This is a genomic window from Achromobacter sp. DMS1 (genome assembly GCF_001270295.1).
Genome location: NZ_LHSJ01000072.1, coordinates 1 through 15418 on the forward strand (window position 1 = coordinate 1; position 15418 = coordinate 15418).

The window sequence follows — 15418 nt, forward strand, 5'->3', positions numbered from 1 at the left end:
GCGTGAGCGAGGCCGACCGCGCGCTGGCGGCGCAGCTGCTGGGCAGCGTGGGCCAGGTGGTGTGGGTCGACGGCGACGATGCGCTGGACGGCGTGACCGCGCTTTCGGGCAGCGGGCCCGCGGTATGTGTTCCTGATCCTGGAGGCGCTGATCGCCGGCGGCCGGAAGTCGGGCCTGAGCGCCGAGCAGGCGCGGCAGCTCGCGCTGGGCACGCTGGCCGGCGCACGCGGCTGGCCAGCGAATCCGACGAGCCGCCCTCAGCTGCGCGAGCGCGTCACGTCCAAGGGGGGCACCACGGCCGCCGCGCTCGCCGTGTTCCAGCAGGCCGGGCTGGCCGGCATCATTGAGCAAGGCATGCAAGCCGCGGCCCGGCGCTCGCGCGAGCTGGCCGAGGAATTCGGCAAATGAGCGGCAGCGCGCGCCGCTACGAGCCGATGCGGCCGGCGCAGTTCGCCGTGGCCGTCTGCTGCATGCTGCTGGTGGTGGTGGGGTCCAACATCCTGGTGCAGGTGCCGCTGAATGACTGGCTGACCTGGGGCGGGCTTTCCTATCCGGTGGCGTTTCTGGTCACCGACGTGCTGAACCGGCGCTTCGGGCCGGCGGCGGCGCGCCGCGTGGCCTGGTTCGGTTTCGCGGCCGCGCTGGCGGTGTCGGTGTGGGTAGCCTCGCCGCGCCATCGCGCTGGCTTCCGGGCTGGCGTATATCTGCGCGCAGCTCGTGGATATCCACGTGTTCGACCGGCTGCGCGACCTGCGCTGGTGGCGCGCGCGCTGGCCATGGGCGGTGCTGGGCGCCATCCTGGACACGGCGGTGTTCTTCAGCGTGGCCTTCGCGGCCACGGGCACGCCATGGCTGACCTGGATGCTGGGCGACCTCGGCGTCAAGCTCGCGGTCAACGTCGGCATGCTGGCGCCGTTCCGGGCGCTGATGTGGAACCTCGCCCGGCCTGCCAACGCCTGAGCGCGAGGCCGGCGGCGGGGCGCCCGCCGGCATTTTCCCGATAATGCGTAAGACCTGCGTAAGTCATCTAAATAAATATCGCGGGCCGCGCCGATTTTTATCACCGCAATAATGATTGCGATTCGCCGCCGCGCCAGTATTCATGCGGCTGGCGGCGCTATGCGTCACGTTTAAAGCGGCGCGCGCAAATATTGGGGATTACACGCAGTGACAGCCTGACGGCCAGCTTTCAGAATACCGCCCACATGTTTTAGCCCAAGAAGCCGGCAACGGACGACCAGGAACGCGAAGCACCCTTTCGGCGATTCCGCCTCCGACGAAGCCGCTCCAAAAACCCCGCTGGAGAACTCCGCATGAAGTTTCTGCCCCGCCTCACCCCGGTTGTCCTGGCCCTGGGGGCGCTTGCCCTGGCCGGTTCCGTGCACGCCGCCGATACGATCAAGATCGGCATTCCCCAGCCGATGACCGGGCCCAACACCCAGTACGGCGACCAGATCCAGGCCGGCGCGCTCACCGCGATCGAAACCATCAACGCCAAGGGCGGGGTCAAGGGCAAGAAGCTCGAGCCCATCCTCATCGACGACGGCTGCGAACCCAAGCAGGCCGTGCCGGCCGCCAACCGCGTGGTCAACTCCGGCGCCAAGTTCGCCGTGGCGCACGCCTGCTCGGGCGTGACCGTGCCCGCGGTCAACGTGTACGAGCAGGAGGGCATCGTCGCCATCACCCCGGGCGCGACCTCGCCGCTGGTCACCGACACCATCAAGCCGCATTTCTTCTTCCGCACCATCGGCCGCGACGACCAGCAGGGTCCGTTCGCCGCGCGCTACATCGCCAAGACGCTCAAGCCGAAGAAGGTCGCCGTGCTGCACGACAAGCAGACCTACGGCTCGGGCGTGGCCACCCAGGTCCGCGACACGCTCGCCAAGGAAGGCGTGAACGTGGCGATGTTCGAAGGCATCAACGTGGGCGACAGCGATTACTCCGCCGTCATCACCAAGCTGAAGTCGGCGGGCGTGGATCTGGTCTACTTCGGCGGCTACCACCCCGAGCTCGGCCTGCTGCTGCGCCAGTCGCGCGAACAGGGCCTGAACGTGCAGTTCATGGGCCCTGAAGGCACGGCCAACCAGGACCTGGTGGCCATCGCCGGCCCGGCCATCGACGGCCTGCTGGTCACGCTGCCGTCCGACTTCACCAAGCTGCCCGGCAACGAAGGCGTGGTGAAGGCCTTCAAGGACGCCAAGCGCGACCCCGACGGCGCCTTCCAGATGCCCGCCTACGCGGCGGTGCAGATCCTGGCCGACAGCATCAACGCGGTGGGAGAAGACCCCGCCAAGGTCGCCGACTACATGCACAAGACCGCCTTCAATACCGCCATCGGCAAGGTCGAGTACGACGCCAAGGGCGACTTGAAGGACTTCGAGTTCGCCGTCTTCAAATGGGACAAGAACGGCAAGAAGACCCAGCTGTAAACTCGCGATTTCGCCGGCCCTGGCCGGCGGCAGGGCCTGTCACCGTCGTACCGCCGTCATCCGCGTAGCGATGCGCCAAAAGCGCTGTGCGGCCGGCGGGGCGAAGGCGCCAGGCCCTTAGAATACGCCCAGGTTTCCGGCTCCGGGTCTTGTCGCACCGGGGCCGGAACCATTTGGAGCATAGAGAACATGTCCGACCTCATACCCCAACTCACCCAGCAATTCTTCAATGGATTGTCGCTGGGCGCGATCTACGCGCTGATCGCCATTGGCTACACAATGGTCTACGGCATCATCGGTATGATCAACTTCGCACACGGCGAGATCTACATGATCGGCGCCTACGTGGGCCTGGTGACGCTGACCGCCATCGGCACCAACAGCGGCCTGCCCATGCCTTTCATCGTCGCGGCCATGCTGGTGGTGGCCATCGTCGTCACCGGCGTCTACGGTTTCAGCGTGGAGCGCGTGGCCTACCGGCCCGTGCGCAACAGCCCGCGGCTGGTGGCGCTGATCTCCGCCATCGGGATGTCGATCTTCCTGCAGAACTGGGTCGCGCTGGGCCAGGGCGCGCGCGACATGGCGGTGCCTTCGCTGATCTCCGGCGCGGTGCAGTTTCACATGGGCTCCAAGTTCGACGTGACCGTGCCTTACTCGCGCATCATGATCATCGTCGTCACGGTGGTGCTCATGGTGGCGCTGACGCTGTTCATCAAATATTCGCGCATGGGGCGCGCCTCGCGGGCCTGCTCGCAGGACATGCACATGGCGAACCTGCTGGGCATCGACACCAACCGGGTCATTTCCTTCACCTTCGTGCTGGGCGCGATGCTGGCGGCGGTGGGCGGCGTGCTCATCGCCATCACCATCGGCAAGCTCAATCCCTTCATCGGCTTTCTGGCCGGCATCAAGGCGTTCACCGCCGCGGTGCTGGGCGGCATCGGCAGCATCCCCGGCGCCATGCTGGGCGGCGTGCTGCTGGGCCTGGCGGAAACGTTCGCGGCGGCCTACATCTCCTCGCAATACAAGGACATCGTGGCGTTCTCGCTGCTGGTGCTGATCCTGCTGTTCCGTCCGACCGGGCTGTTGGGCAAACCTGAGGTGGAAAAAGTCTGATGTCGAACCAGAACGTGAATCTCAAGAACGCCGTGATGGCCGCGGTGCTGACCGCCGTCATCGTCACGCCCGTCTTCGGCCTGCAGCTCATCCGGCAGGGCGCGCGCACCACCATGGAATCGAACTGGAAGCTGGTTGCGCTGGCCGCGGCCATCGTGTTCGTGTTCCAGCTCTTGCGGCCGTGGATTGCGCAGCCGTTCCGCAAGCTCAGGACCAGCCTGCCGGCGCTGCCGGCCGCGCCGACCAAGGGGCACAAGCCGCTGGCGCTGCTGCTGCTCGCCGTGGCCGTGATCTGGCCGTTTTTCGCCGGGCGCAGCTCGGTGGACATCGCCACCCTGGTCCTGATCTACGTCATGCTGGGGCTGGGCCTGAACATCGTGGTGGGCTTTGCAGGGCTGCTGGACCTGGGCTTCGTGGGCTTTTACGCCGTCGGCGCCTACACCTACGCCTTGCTGTACCACTGGGGCGGCTGGTCATTCTGGGAGGCGCTGCCGTTCTCGGGCGCCATGGCGGCCCTGTTCGGCTTCCTGCTGGGCTTTCCGGTGCTGCGCCTGCGCGGCGACTATCTTGCCATCGTGACGCTGGGCTTCGGCGAGATGATCCGCCTGCTGCTCATCAACCTCAACACGCTCACCGGCGGCCCGGACGGCATTTCCGGCATTCCGAAGCCCACGGTCTTCGGCCTCGAAATGGCGCGCCGCCCCAGCGCCGAGGGCGCCACCACGTTCCACGACTTTTTCGGCCTGACCTTCAACAACCAGCACATGGTGGTCTATCTGTACCTGATGGCCCTGGCCCTGGCCCTGGCGACGCTCTTCGTGTCCACGCGCCTGATCCGCATGCCGGTGGGGCGCGCCTGGGAAGCCCTGCGCGAAGACGAGATCGCCTGCCGCTCGCTGGGGTTGAACCCCACGCGCATCAAGCTCTCGGCCTTCACGCTGGGCGCCATGTTCGCCGGCTTTGGCGGCGCCTTTTTCGCGGCGCGCCAGGGCATGGTCAATCCCGAATCCTTCACCTTCATCGAGTCCGCGCTCATCCTGGCCATCGTGGTGCTGGGGGGCATGGGGTCGCAGGTCGGCGTCATCCTGGCGGCCGTGCTGCTGACCGTGCTGCCCGAGGTGGCGCGCGAATTCGCCGAATACCGCATGCTGATGTTCGGCCTGGTGATGGTGCTGATGATGATGTGGCGTCCGCAGGGGTTGTTGCCCATGAAGCGTCCCCACGTGGAGCTGACCAAATGAGCGAGGCATTGCTGAAAGTATCCGGACTGACCATGCGGTTCGGCGGCCTGCTGGCCGTGGACAGCGTGGCGTTCGACGTCAAGTCCGATGAGGTGTTCGCGATCATCGGCCCCAACGGCGCGGGCAAGACCACCGTGTTCAATTGCGTGGGCGGCTTCTATGCGCCCACGGCGGGCGAGATCGTCATGGACGGCAAGCCCATCACGGGCCTGCCCAGCCACAAGGTGGCGCGCCATGGACTGGTGCGCACTTTCCAGAACGTGCGGCTCTTCAAGCACCTCACGGTGCTGGAGAACCTGCTGGTGGCCCAGCACACGCAGGTGGAGTCGCGCCTGCTGCCGGGGCTGCTCAAGCTCAAGTCGTACCGCCAGGCCGAGGCCGACGCGCTGGCGCGCGCCGCGCAATGGCTGGATTTCATGGGCCTGCGCGAGTATGCCAACCGCGAGGCCGGCAACCTGGCCTACGGGCACCAGCGCAGGCTGGAGATCGCGCGCTGCATGATCACCAAGCCGCGCCTGCTCATGCTGGACGAGCCGGCCGCGGGCCTGAACCCGCAGGAAAAGCGCGACCTGCAGGCGCTGATCGACCAGCTGCGCCGCGAATTCGGCGTGGCGGTGCTGCTGATCGAACACGACATGAGCCTGATCATGGGCATTTCCGACCGCATCCTCGTCATGGAGCACGGCAAGCCCATCACTACCGGCACCCCCGAGCAGGTGCGCAACGACGAGCGCGTCATCAAGGCGTACCTGGGGGAGGAATGATGCTCAAGCTGGAAAACATCCATACCTACTACGGCGCGATCCAGGCCCTGAACGGGGTTTCGGTGGAAGTCAACAAAGGCGAGATCGTGACGCTCATCGGCGCCAACGGCGCCGGCAAGACCACGCTGCTCATGACGGTTTGCGGCAACCCGAGGGCGCGCGAAGGCGCCATCACCTTCGAGGGCGAGGACATCACCCGCAAGGACACGCACCACATCATGCGCAGCGGCATCGCCATCTCGCCCGAGGGGCGGCGCGTGTTCAAGGACCTGACGGTGGCCGAGAACCTGATGATGGGCGGGTTCTTTTCCGGGAGGGAAGAGATCCAGGCGGGCATCGAGCACGTATACGGGCTGTTTCCGCGCCTGAAAGAGCGGGCCTCGCAGCGCGCCGGCCTGATGTCCGGCGGCGAGCAGCAGATGCTCGCCATCGGCCGCGCCCTCATGACGCGGCCCGCTGCTGCTGCTGGACGAGCCCACGCTGGGCCTGGCGCCGCTGGTCATCGCGCAGATCTTCGACATCATCCGCGAGATCCGCGAGCAGGGCGTGACCGTGTTCCTGGTGGAGCAGAACGCCAACAAGGCCCTGCAAGTGGCCGACCGCGGCTACGTGCTGGAAAACGGCCGCGTGGTGCTGCAGGACACGGGCGCCAACCTGCTGGTCAACGACAAGGTGCGCAAAGCCTACCTGGGCGGCTGAACCGGAGCCCGGCTTTCCGGGGCGCAGGCCCCGGGGCCGCGCGGCGGACGTCGCGCCGGCGGGAAGGGAGGCCGCCTCACGCGGCCAGCCTTTCCTCGGGCTCGCGAGCCTGGTAGCGGGCGATGCGGCGGCGCTTTTCGCGCGTCGATCGAATCGGTGAGCGGCACCCCAGGCCGGGCCGCAGCGCATGCGGCACGGCCAGCGGCAGTTCGGTGCAGCCCAACACCACCGCGTCCGCGCCGCGCGCCTTCAGCTGCCGATGCAGCGGGCGGCGGGCGCGTAGGCGTCTTCGAGCTGGTTGGCCTTGACCGCGCGGATGGAAGCCATGCAGTCGCGTTCGACTTCGTCGTCGAAAGGCACGAGGCATTCGTAGCCGCGCGCTTCGAGGTGGCGCTGGTACAGGCCGAGCTTGAGCGTGGCGGCCGTGCCCATGAGGCCGATGCGCCCGCGCGGCAAGCCCATGCGCCGCAGGTCGTCGGCCACGGCTTCGATGATGTGCAGCACCGGCACGCGGGTGGCCGCGGCGATCTGCTCGTACCAGAGGTGAGCGGTGTTGCAGGGAATGGCGATCAGTTCCGCGCCCGCGTGTTCGAGGAAGCGCACGCCTTCGACCATGTGGGGCAGGGGATTCTCGCCGCCCGCCATGTGGGCGCTGGAGCGGTCGGGGATGCGGGGATCGTTGCGCAGCAGGGTGGGAATGTGCGCCTGGTCGGAATCGGCGGGCGTCAGCGCCGCCAGACGCAGGGCGAAGGCCGCGCCCGCCATGGGCCCCATGCCGCCCAATACGCCCAGGTAACAGCCCTGGGATTGACTACTCACGTTGAATGCTCCGAGGTATTGCGAGCCCCGCCATTGCGCCGGCACGCCCGCCAGTACAGAAACCGAATGAGAGGCGCCGCCGCGGCCGGGCCGGGCGGCGCCTGTGCACATCATACTCCTGTATCCGGGTTTACCCCAGTGCCCGCGAGTTGGGCCGGCTCAGGCCAGCCCTTCTTTCCCGAGCGCCGACCGCACGGCGGGGTCGGCGTCCATGCGCCGCGAGAAAGCGGCCAGGTTGGCCTGGCCCGAGAGGTCCACTTGCTTGGCGTGTGCCCAGCGCAGCACCACGTAGAGGTAGGCGTCGGCGATGGAGGGCGCGTCGCCCGCCAGGTAGGGCCGGCCTTCGAGCCGTTCGTTCACCAGGGCGAACAGCTTGGTCAGCATGCGGGAGGCCGAGGCCGCCAGTTCCTGCTGGGCGGCCGCTTCGCTCACGTAGCGCTGCGGCCCGAAGAGCAGCGAGAAGGTCTTGTGCACGTCGGAATTCAGGAAACCCAGCCAGCGGCGCACTTCGGCGCGCGAATGCGCCGAGCCGTCGCCCATGAGCTTGCCCTGGGGCGCCTGCTCGGCCAGGTACTCGAGAATGGCCGCGTTCTGGGTCAGCGTCCAGTCGCCTTCGGTCAGCGCGGGCACCGCGCCCAGCGGGTTGATCTTCAGGTATTCGGGGCTCTTGAGCTCCTCGCGGCTGAGCCGGTGCGACTCATAAGGCTTGCCGATCCATTCGAGAATGATGTGGGAAGCGAGCGAGCACGCGCCAGGCATGTAGTACAGTTTCATCAGTTGAGTCTCCTGGAAGGATGCGGGGGAAGATATCGTTCCTCCCGCGGCGCATATGGTACGCCGCCGGGCCCGCGCGTTCCTTTCCCCACTGTCGCGGAGGCCGTTCCATGTTTCCCCGATTGCCCGCCCGTGCGAGGCCGCTTTCCGCGTCGACGCGCCCCGGGGCCCGCGCGAGGGTCCGGCTTCTGGTTCTCCTGGCATTGAGCGCCGCGCCGTTCCTTCCGGCTTCCGGCCCGGCCCAGGCCGCCGGCCCCCAGGCGCGCGTCACCGTGGTGGCGCAGGGCCTGGAGCACCCGTGGTCGCTGGCCTTTCTGCCGGACGCGCCATGCTCATCACCGAAAGGCCGGGGCGGCTGCGCCTGCTGCCGCGACGGCCGGCTCTCGCCCGCCGCTGGCCGGCGGTGCCCGAGGTGGGCGGCGCAGGGGCAGGGCGGGCTTCTCGACGTGGCGCTGCCGCCCGGCTTCTCCCGCAACCGCTATGTCTATCTTTCCTATGCGGAATCCGACGGCAAGCGCAGCGGCACGGCGGTGGGCCGGGGCCGGCTGTCCGACGACGGCCGCGCCCTGGAGGATTTCCGCGTGCTGTTCCGCCAGGCGCCCAAGCTCTCCACCGGCGTGCACTACGGCGCGCGCCTGGTGTTCGACGGCAGGGGCTATCTGTACATCTCGCTGGGCGAAAACTACCAGCGCATGGCCGCGCAGGACCTGGACAAGCTGCAGGGCAAGATCGTGCGCCTGCGCGAAGACGGCTCGGTGCCGCCCGACAACCCTTACGCCGGCAAGCCGGGCGCACGCGCCGAAATCTGGTCCTACGGCCATCGCAATCCGCAGGGCCTGGCGCTGCATCCCCGCACCGGCCAACTCTGGGAGAGCGAGCACGGGCCGCGCGGCGGCGACGAAGTCAATCTCGTCAAGCGCGGCGCCAACTACGGCTGGCCGCTGGCGACTTACGGCATCGACTATTCGGGCCGGCCCATCCCCGAGGCCCGGGGCGGCGAGGCGCCGGGCACCGAGCAGCCGCTCTACTGGTGGAAGCAATCGCCGGCCATCAGCGGCATGGCGTTCTACGATGCGGACCGCTTCCCGGCATGGCGCAACTCGCTGTTCCTGGGCGCGCTGGCCGACCGCGACCTGATCCGGCTGACCCTGGACGGCGACAAGGTGGTGGCCGAGGAGCGGTTGCTGGGAGAGCGTTCCAGCCGCATCCGCGACGTGCGCCAGGGACCGGACGGCTATGTCTATGTGCTGACCGACGCTTCCCCCGGCGAATTGCTGAGGGTGGCGCCGGCGCAACCGGGAGAGTGACATGAAACCGTATGAACTCATCGGCTCCATGGGCTGCGGTTCGGCCATCGTCGAGATGGCCCTGGCGCTGGCCCGCGTGCCCCACACGCTGACGGACATTCCCTATCTCAAGCCCGGGCCGCAGCGCGACCGGCTGCTGCGCATCAATCCGCTGGGGCAGGTGCCCACCATGGTGACGCCCGACGGCGAAGTGCTGACCGAGAGCGCGGCCATGATGCTGCACCTGTACGACGTGGCGCCTCGGGCCGGCTGGCGCCGCCGTCCGACGACCCCGCGCGGCCCCGCTTCCTGAACCTGCTGATCCGGCTGGTCGCGGCCGTCTATCCGACCTTCACCTATGGCGACGACCCGCCCCAGTGGACCGGCCCGGGGCCCGCCGCGGAGCATCTGCGCGCGCGTGTGCACGCGGCGGGCGGACATCTGGCAGGAGATCGAGCGCTACGCCGGCGCGCCGCACATGCTGGGCGCGCGCTTTTCCGCGCTGGATCTGTACCTGGCGGTCATGACGCGCTGGCGTCCGGGGCCCGCCTGGTTCGCCGAGTACTGCCCGGCGCTGTCGCCGTGGCGCGCGCCGCGGCCGAGAAGCCGGAAGTGGCCGGCGTGCTGGCGCGGCATTTCCCGCCGCCGACGGAGTAGGGCTCAGCCCCGGCCGCCCCGCGCCGCCTTGGCGCTGCGGGTTTCGCGCAGCGCGATGTACACGCCGCTGCCCGCAATGAAGAGCGCCCCCACGAAGGCGTAGGCATCGGGCGTCTCGTGCCAGAAGATCCAGCCGATCAGCGTGGCCCAGATGAGGCCGGTGTAGTCGAAGGGCGCGACCACGGAGGCGGGCGCGATGCGGAACGCCTGCGTGATGAAGGCCAGGCCCAGGGTGGAAAACAGCGCCACCGCCGCGAAACGGGGCAGGTGCGCGGGTTCGGGCGCCTGCCAGACCCAGGGCAGGGTGACGGCGCTGCAGACGAGCTGCCCGGCCACGATATAGAACGTGGTGGTGAGCATGCCTTCTCCCTGGCCGATGCCGCGCGCGGTAATCATCATTACCGCGTACAGCATCGCCGTGGCCAGGGGCAGCAGGGTGGCCGCCTGGAAGGCCGAGGTGCCGGGGCGCACGATGATCAGCACGCCCGCGAAGCCGGCCAGCACGGCCAGCCAGCGACGGCCGTCCACCTGCTCTTTCAGCAGCAGCACCGACAGGGCCGTCACGAAGAGCGGCGCCGCGAATGCGATGGCCGTGGCCTCGGCCAGCGGCAACGCGCGCAGCCCGAGATAGAAGCAGGTGGCCGATATCACGTTGATGGCGCCGCGCAGCAGGTGCAGGACCGGGGTGCGCCGTGCGCAGGATGCGGCGCCCGCCGAGCGCCAGGGCGATGCCGGCCACCGCCGGCAGCGCGATCAGCGCGCGCAGGAACAGAATCTGCAGCGGGCTGTAGTGCGCGCCCAGCCATTTTGCGTTGGCGTCGCTGAGCGTCAGGAAGAAAATGCCGCCCACGATGCAGGCGATGCCAGCCGCATGGGACGCGGGGCGGCGGGCGGCAAGGGTACAGGAGTCGGACATACTGCGTGGAAAAGGGCGGCCTGCCGCCGCCGGAAAGGGAGAAAACGATTGCGGGCGCGGCTTCAGGCCGCGCGCCAGGCGGCCCAGGCCACCATGGCCCAGGCGGCGAGAAAGGCCGTGCCCCCCACGGGCGTGATGGCGCCCAGCCAATGGGTGCCGGTCAGGGCCAGCACGTACAGGCTGCCGGAAAACAGCACGATGCCCGCGAACATGACCGCGCCGGCGGCGGAAAGCAGCGGCGAGCCGAAGCGCGCGCCCAGCAGGGCCACGATGAACAGGCCCAGCGCGTGGAGCAGGTGATAGAGCACGCCGGTCTGCCACACGGAAAGCAGTTCGGGCGTGAGCATGCGCTTGAGCCCGTGCGCGCCGAACGCGCCCGCGCCCACGGCCGCGATCATGTTGAGCGCCGCGAGAACGGTGAGTTGCCTGTCGGTCATGGAGTGCCTCGTTGTGCGAAAAAGTCCTGGAGATGGGGACGCCGCCTATGATACGCATTCTCCCCGGCCCCGGCCCAGGCGTCGGATCGGGCATGTCCATGTTCCTGGCAATGGAATTCCATATGAGCTAAAATAAATTCCAATTGGAAACAAGGGCTGCCGGGTCCGGGCCATCCGGCCAGGGCGGGCGCCCGAGCCAGGAGGTTCGCATGTCTACCGCACTTGCCGAGAAAGTCCCGGGCCGCAAGACGCCTCCCCGCGCACCGGGCCGGGTGGCCGGCCGTTCGCGCCAGCTCTTCCTGGAGCTGGTCGACAGCCCGCTCAAGGACATGGCGCGCGACGTGCGCGCGGCCTGCCCGCGCGCATGGTGGACGACGCCGCCGATTTCCTGGGCGTGCCCAAATCCGAAATCATGGCCATTGCGGAGGTCAAGCCGGCGTCGCTGTCGCGCTGGACGCGCGAAGGCCAGGCGCTGCCGCTGGGCGAATCCGACCGCCTGGCCCGCGTGGCCCGCGTGACACGGGTCGCCCGCCAGGTGCTGGGCAGCGACGAAGAAGCCGTGCTCTGGCTCAACACGCCGGTGCCCGCGCTGGGCAACGTCAAGCCCCTGTCTTTGCTCACGTCCGACGCCAGCACCCGCATCGTGGAAGACACGCTCACGCGCGCCGCCGCGGGCGTGTACGCATGAGCCGCGGCGTTTCGCTCTGGCGCATCGGCACCACCGCGGGCAAGTACCGCGCCGACGACCTGAGCGGCGCGGGCGCGGCGCGGTGGGCGGGCGCTACAACAGTCCGGGCACCGCCGTGGTCTACACCTCCTCGAGCGTGTCGCTGGCGGTGCTGGAAACCGTGGTGCATTTCGGGGCGCGCGCCTCGGCGCAGGCCAACCGCTACCTCATCGAGCTGTCGGTGCCGCTCCAGGTGTACGAAGACCGCCAGATCCTCACCGTGGAGCAGCTCGAGCGGGATTATCCCTTCTGGGACGCGGTGCCCTTTGCCGAAGCCTCGCAGGCCGTGGGCGACAACTGGGTGGCCTCGGGCGTGTCGGCGCTGCTGCAGCTGCCCAGCGCCATCGTGCCGTGCAGCGGGGTGCCCGACTGCAACGTGCTCATCAATCCCGCGCATCCCGACGCCGGGCGCATCCAGGTCGCCCGGCGCGAGAAGTTCGTCTACGACCCCCGGCTCAAGCCGGCCTGAACCGGGAGCGCCGCGCGGATCAGGCCTGGGTCAGCACGGCCCGGCCCAGCACCTTGCCGGCGCGCAGCGAGCCCAGCACGCTGTCGGCCTGTTCCAGCGCGTAGCGGTGCACCTGCATGGGCGGCACCTTGCCGGCGCGCACGAGTTCCATCAGCTCGCGCAGTTCGGCCAGGTTGCCCACATAGCTGCCGATGATGGACAGGGCTTTCATGGGAATGAGCGCGACCGGCCAGGTGACCGCGCCGCCGAACAGGCCCACGATGACGAGCTTGCCGCCCTTGGCCAGGAAGTCAAAGGCCATGGTGGCGGTGGAGGGCGCGCCCACCAGGTCGATCGCCGCCCGCAGGGGCTTGCCGCCATTGGCCTGGAGGATCTGTTGCGCGGCGTCGGGCGCGGCGCCGTCGATGGCGGCCAGGGCGCCGGCGGCCAGGCGCCGCTTCGCGCTTGGCGGGGTCGATGTCCACCACGATGGCGCCCGCGCCGCCCAGCGCCTTGATGATGGTCAGGCTCATCAGGCCCAACCCGCCCGCGCCGAAGATCACCACGGGATTGTCGCGGTAGACGGCTTCGCCGATTTTCTTCAGCGCGGAGTAGGTGGTCAGGCCCGAGCAGGCGTAGGGCGCGATCTGCGCGGGGTCCAGCTCGCCGATGTCGATGAGGTAGCGCGGGTGCGGCACCACGATGTGGTCGGCGTAGCCGCCGGGCCGGTGCACGCCCAGGCAGGCCGGCTGGGCGCAATGGTTTTCCTGGCCGGCCAGGCAGGTCGCGCACTGGCCGCAGCCGATCCACGGATAGACGAGATAGTTGCGGCCTTTTTCCACGCCCTGGGCCTCGGGGCCGGCCGCTTCCACCGTGCCCACCGTTTCGTGGCCCATGGTCAGGGGCAGCGACACCCCCCTGTCCTTGAGCGACAGGGTGCGGCCCTGACCGAGGTCGTAGCCGCCTTCCCAGAGGTGGATGTCGCTATGGCAGACGCCGGCGGCGCGCACGCGCAGCAGCACCTGCGAACCCGTGGGCCGCGGCGTGGGCTGCTCCATCTCGCGCAGCGATTCGCGGAAATTGACGACGCAATAGCACTTCATGGACTTGTCTCCTGGTTGCGGTTCTTATTTCTTCACCAGCGGGCATTCGCTGTCGGCCAGCGAAACGAACACCTGGTCGCCGGGCACGGTGGACAGAATGCGGTAGTAATCGCCTTCATACTTGGACTCGGACGGCTTTTTCACTTCCACCAGGTACAAGTCCATGATGACGCGCCCGTCTTCCGGACGGATGCGGGCATTCTTTATCAGTTTGGTCGTGATAGGCAACTCGCGCATCTTCTTGTTGACCGCCTCGCCCTCGAAAGTGCCGGCGGCCTGCGCGGCCTGCAGGTAATGCGTGGTGGCCACGTAGCTCAGCGCCTGCACGATCGAGGGCGGCCTGGTCACACCCATTTTCTGCTGCCAGCGGCGCGTCCAGGCGCGCGTGTCTTCGTCGGCGTCCCAGTAGAAGCCGGTGGGAAAGGTCAGCCCCTGCGCCACGGGCAGGCCCATGGCGCGCACGTCGTTGATGAACGTGAGAAAGGTGAGCAGGCGCTGCTTGCCGCCCCCCAGGCCGAATTCCTGCGCCTGCTTGATGAGGTTGACCAGGTCGCCGCCGGCGCTGGCCAGGCCCACCACCTGGGCCTGCGAAGACTGCGCCTGGATCAGGAAGGATGCGAAGTCCAGGGCCCCCAGCGGATGCCGCGTGCTGCCCAGCACCTTGCCGCCGGCCTGCTGCACAAAATGCGTGGCGTTGCTTTCCAGCGATTTGCCGAAGACGTAATCGGTGGTGATGAAATACCAGCTCTTGCCGCCTTTCTCGACCACGCTGCGCACCACGGCGTTGGACAGCGCATAGGTGTCGGGCGCCCACTGGGTGCTGAGGGGGCTGCACTGCTTGCCGCTGAAATCGCCCGCGAAACCGCCGCTGATGAGGGCGGTGCCGCCTTTTTCGCGCGCCACGCCCTGGGCCGCCAGGCCGGCCGAGCTGGCGCCGCCGTCCACCACCGCCACCAGGTTCTGCGTGTCGAACCAGCGCCGCACCAGGGCCGAGGCCACGTCGGCCTTGTTCTGGTTGTCCGCGCCGACGACTTCCACCGTCTTGCCGGCGACCTTGCCGCCGAAATCCTCCACGCCATGCGCACGGCCATTTCGGAGCCCAGGCCGCCCAGGTCCGAATAGATGCCGGAACGGTCGTTCGATACGCCCAGGCGCACCACGTCGGCCTGGGCATGGGCCGCACAGGCGGCCAGTGTCGCGGCCAGGGCGGCCAGCAGGGGGTTGATACGCATCTTTCTTGTCTCCGCGGCCCTCGGGCCGTATTCAAGTTCTTGTCTGGATGATGCTGCGGTATCTTGCGGGCCGCCGGAAGCGGCTCCGGCTGCAGGAGTTTTCCTATATGTGAAGAAAAATTCCTGTGCAAGAATTTAGGTTCGCATCTGTGAAATGTCAACGTAGTGAAAAACCTGAGGCCGCCATGGAAGTGAAGCTCGTCGCCCGCACGCTGGACCTGGTTGAACTCTTTGCGCAGGAGCGCCGCCCCATGCCGCTGACGGAGCTGGCGCAGGGCCTGGGCGCCCCTATGTCGAGCTGCCTGGCGCTGGTGCGCACGCTGGTGGGGCGCGGCTATCTGTACGAGGTGCGCCGCGCGGCGGCTATTACCCGACGCCGCGCCTGGCCGCGATGTGCGCGCTGATCCAGGACGCGATCGCCGGCTTCTTCTTTCTTTCGCTTCGTCCCGCTTCTTCCGGGTTCTTTCATCAACCGGCCGAAGGACAGTTTCGCCAGGTTTCTTCCCAGCGGCCAGATCCGCCGCGATAGCGCCGGGCCCCCGTCATTCCAGCGCGACAAAACCCTGCACTCGCGCCGCCACGGCATTTCCGCGTGCGGCATGCTTTTGCGTCTTACTTCCAGACGAAACGGAGGCGTTTATCCTGGGCCGGACTTTCTGCGTGGCGTTCGTGGCGGGCGCGGAAATCTTGGGTTCGAGCCCGTTGATCTGGGTAACCAGCTTGCGATACTGCTTAAGCAGCCGGTCGTTGCGGCTGCCTATGAGTTTTTT

11 protein-coding genes and 9 pseudogenes are annotated in these 15418 nt (G+C 68.1%); 12 read left to right on the plus strand and 8 right to left on the minus strand.

The window, feature by feature from the left end:
- Positions 1 to 126 precede the first annotated feature (126 nt).
- The 7 genes and pseudogenes from AD428_RS10510 to AD428_RS10540 all read left to right on the plus strand — a co-directional run bounded on the left by AD428_RS10510 (position 127) and on the right by AD428_RS10540 (position 6249).
- Positions 127 to 408: a pyrroline-5-carboxylate reductase family protein gene (locus AD428_RS10510; protein ID WP_369798735.1), complete on the plus strand. Its 282-nt coding sequence runs from the start codon at positions 127 to 129 to the stop codon at positions 406 to 408.
- Positions 405 to 960, plus strand: a pseudogene (locus AD428_RS10515) (VUT family protein). The gene AD428_RS10510 and the pseudogene AD428_RS10515 overlap by 4 nt, the downstream one beginning before the upstream one ends.
- A 353-nt stretch (positions 961 to 1313) precedes the next feature.
- Positions 1314 to 2429 (plus strand): branched-chain amino acid ABC transporter substrate-binding protein, encoded by a 1116-nt coding sequence (locus AD428_RS10520; protein ID WP_053245141.1) that lies wholly within the window; start codon positions 1314 to 1316, stop codon positions 2427 to 2429.
- A gap of 189 nt (positions 2430 to 2618) precedes the next feature.
- Positions 2619 to 3545: a high-affinity branched-chain amino acid ABC transporter permease LivH gene (livH, locus tag AD428_RS10525; protein WP_053245142.1), complete on the plus strand. Its 927-nt coding sequence runs from the start codon at positions 2619 to 2621 to the stop codon at positions 3543 to 3545.
- Positions 3545 to 4786, plus strand: coding sequence for a high-affinity branched-chain amino acid ABC transporter permease LivM (locus AD428_RS10530; RefSeq protein WP_053245143.1), 1242 nt, complete (start codon positions 3545 to 3547; stop codon positions 4784 to 4786). Before livH ends, AD428_RS10530 begins: the two co-directional genes overlap by 1 nt.
- Positions 4783 to 5550, plus strand: coding sequence for a high-affinity branched-chain amino acid ABC transporter ATP-binding protein LivG (livG, locus tag AD428_RS10535; RefSeq protein WP_053245144.1), 768 nt, complete (start codon positions 4783 to 4785; stop codon positions 5548 to 5550). Before AD428_RS10530 ends, livG begins: the two co-directional genes overlap by 4 nt.
- Positions 5550 to 6249, plus strand: a pseudogene (locus AD428_RS10540) (ABC transporter ATP-binding protein). Before livG ends, AD428_RS10540 begins: the two are co-directional and overlap by 1 nt.
- Positions 6250 to 6325: 76 nt before the next feature.
- On the opposite strand, the gene AD428_RS29435 reads toward AD428_RS10540, so the two are convergent.
- The 3 genes from AD428_RS29435 to AD428_RS10550 form a co-directional block, all read right to left on the minus strand.
- Positions 6326 to 6475, minus strand: a complete 150-nt coding sequence (locus tag AD428_RS29435) for a hypothetical protein (protein WP_369798736.1) — start codon at positions 6473 to 6475, stop codon at positions 6326 to 6328.
- 23 nt (positions 6476 to 6498) lie between these two features.
- Positions 6499 to 7068 carry an aspartate/glutamate racemase family protein gene (locus AD428_RS10545; protein ID WP_369798737.1) on the minus strand — a complete coding sequence of 190 codons (570 nt, stop codon included), beginning with the start codon at positions 7066 to 7068 and terminating at the stop codon, positions 6499 to 6501.
- Between the two features lie 159 nt (positions 7069 to 7227).
- Entirely contained in the window at positions 7228 to 7842 is a 615-nt protein-coding gene (locus tag AD428_RS10550) for a glutathione S-transferase family protein (RefSeq protein WP_053245145.1), read from the minus strand.
- A 203-nt stretch (positions 7843 to 8045) separates the two neighbouring features.
- On the opposite strand from AD428_RS10550, the gene AD428_RS10555 reads away from it, so the two are divergent.
- Together AD428_RS10555 and AD428_RS10560 are read left to right on the plus strand one after the other, a co-directional pair.
- Positions 8046 to 9149: a PQQ-dependent sugar dehydrogenase gene (locus tag AD428_RS10555; RefSeq protein ID WP_160318568.1), complete on the plus strand. Its 1104-nt coding sequence runs from the start codon at positions 8046 to 8048 to the stop codon at positions 9147 to 9149.
- A gap of 1 nt (position 9150) precedes the next feature.
- Positions 9151 to 9785, plus strand: a pseudogene (locus AD428_RS10560) (glutathione S-transferase family protein).
- A 3-nt stretch (positions 9786 to 9788) separates the two neighbouring features.
- Here AD428_RS10560 and AD428_RS10565 read toward each other — a convergent pair.
- Both AD428_RS10565 and AD428_RS10570 read right to left on the minus strand, forming a co-directional pair.
- A pseudogene (locus AD428_RS10565) lies at positions 9789 to 10701 on the minus strand (DMT family transporter).
- Between the two features lie 62 nt (positions 10702 to 10763).
- Positions 10764 to 11138: a DUF423 domain-containing protein gene (locus tag AD428_RS10570; protein ID WP_053245146.1), complete on the minus strand. Its 375-nt coding sequence runs from the start codon at positions 11136 to 11138 to the stop codon at positions 10764 to 10766.
- Between the two features lie 209 nt (positions 11139 to 11347).
- Here AD428_RS10570 and parS point away from each other — a divergent pair.
- Positions 11348 to 11826 (plus strand): annotated as a pseudogene (gene parS, locus AD428_RS10575) (type II RES/Xre toxin-antitoxin system antitoxin).
- Positions 11823 to 12334: pseudogene (locus AD428_RS10580) on the plus strand (RES family NAD+ phosphorylase). The pseudogenes parS and AD428_RS10580 overlap by 4 nt, the downstream one beginning before the upstream one ends.
- A 19-nt stretch (positions 12335 to 12353) precedes the next feature.
- Here AD428_RS10580 and AD428_RS10585 read toward each other — a convergent pair.
- Together AD428_RS10585 and AD428_RS10590 are read right to left on the minus strand one after the other, a co-directional pair.
- A pseudogene (locus AD428_RS10585) lies at positions 12354 to 13416 on the minus strand (alcohol dehydrogenase).
- A gap of 24 nt (positions 13417 to 13440) precedes the next feature.
- Positions 13441 to 14648: pseudogene (locus AD428_RS10590) on the minus strand (ABC transporter substrate-binding protein).
- 185 nt (positions 14649 to 14833) lie between these two features.
- On the opposite strand from AD428_RS10590, the pseudogene AD428_RS10595 reads away from it, so the two are divergent.
- Positions 14834 to 15054, plus strand: a pseudogene (locus tag AD428_RS10595) (helix-turn-helix domain-containing protein); the annotation flags it as partial.
- A 136-nt stretch (positions 15055 to 15190) separates the two neighbouring features.
- Here AD428_RS10595 and AD428_RS26755 read toward each other — a convergent pair.
- Positions 15191 to 15418 (minus strand): hypothetical protein (locus tag AD428_RS26755; protein WP_160318569.1); only part of this gene is annotated, 228 nt, incomplete at its 5' end.

Coding starts and splice junctions, on each gene's coding strand:
- AD428_RS10550 (WP_053245145.1), bottom strand. CDS start 7,842: ATGAAACTGTACTACATGCCTGGCGCGTGCTCGCTCGCTTCCCACATC.
- AD428_RS10530 (WP_053245143.1), top strand. CDS start 3,545: ATGTCGAACCAGAACGTGAATCTCAAGAACGCCGTGATGGCCGCGGTG.
- AD428_RS10570 (WP_053245146.1), bottom strand. CDS start 11,138: ATGACCGACAGGCAACTCACCGTTCTCGCGGCGCTCAACATGATCGCG.
- livG (WP_053245144.1), top strand. CDS start 4,783: ATGAGCGAGGCATTGCTGAAAGTATCCGGACTGACCATGCGGTTCGGC.
- livH (WP_053245142.1), top strand. CDS start 2,619: ATGTCCGACCTCATACCCCAACTCACCCAGCAATTCTTCAATGGATTG.
- AD428_RS10520 (WP_053245141.1), top strand. CDS start 1,314: ATGAAGTTTCTGCCCCGCCTCACCCCGGTTGTCCTGGCCCTGGGGGCG.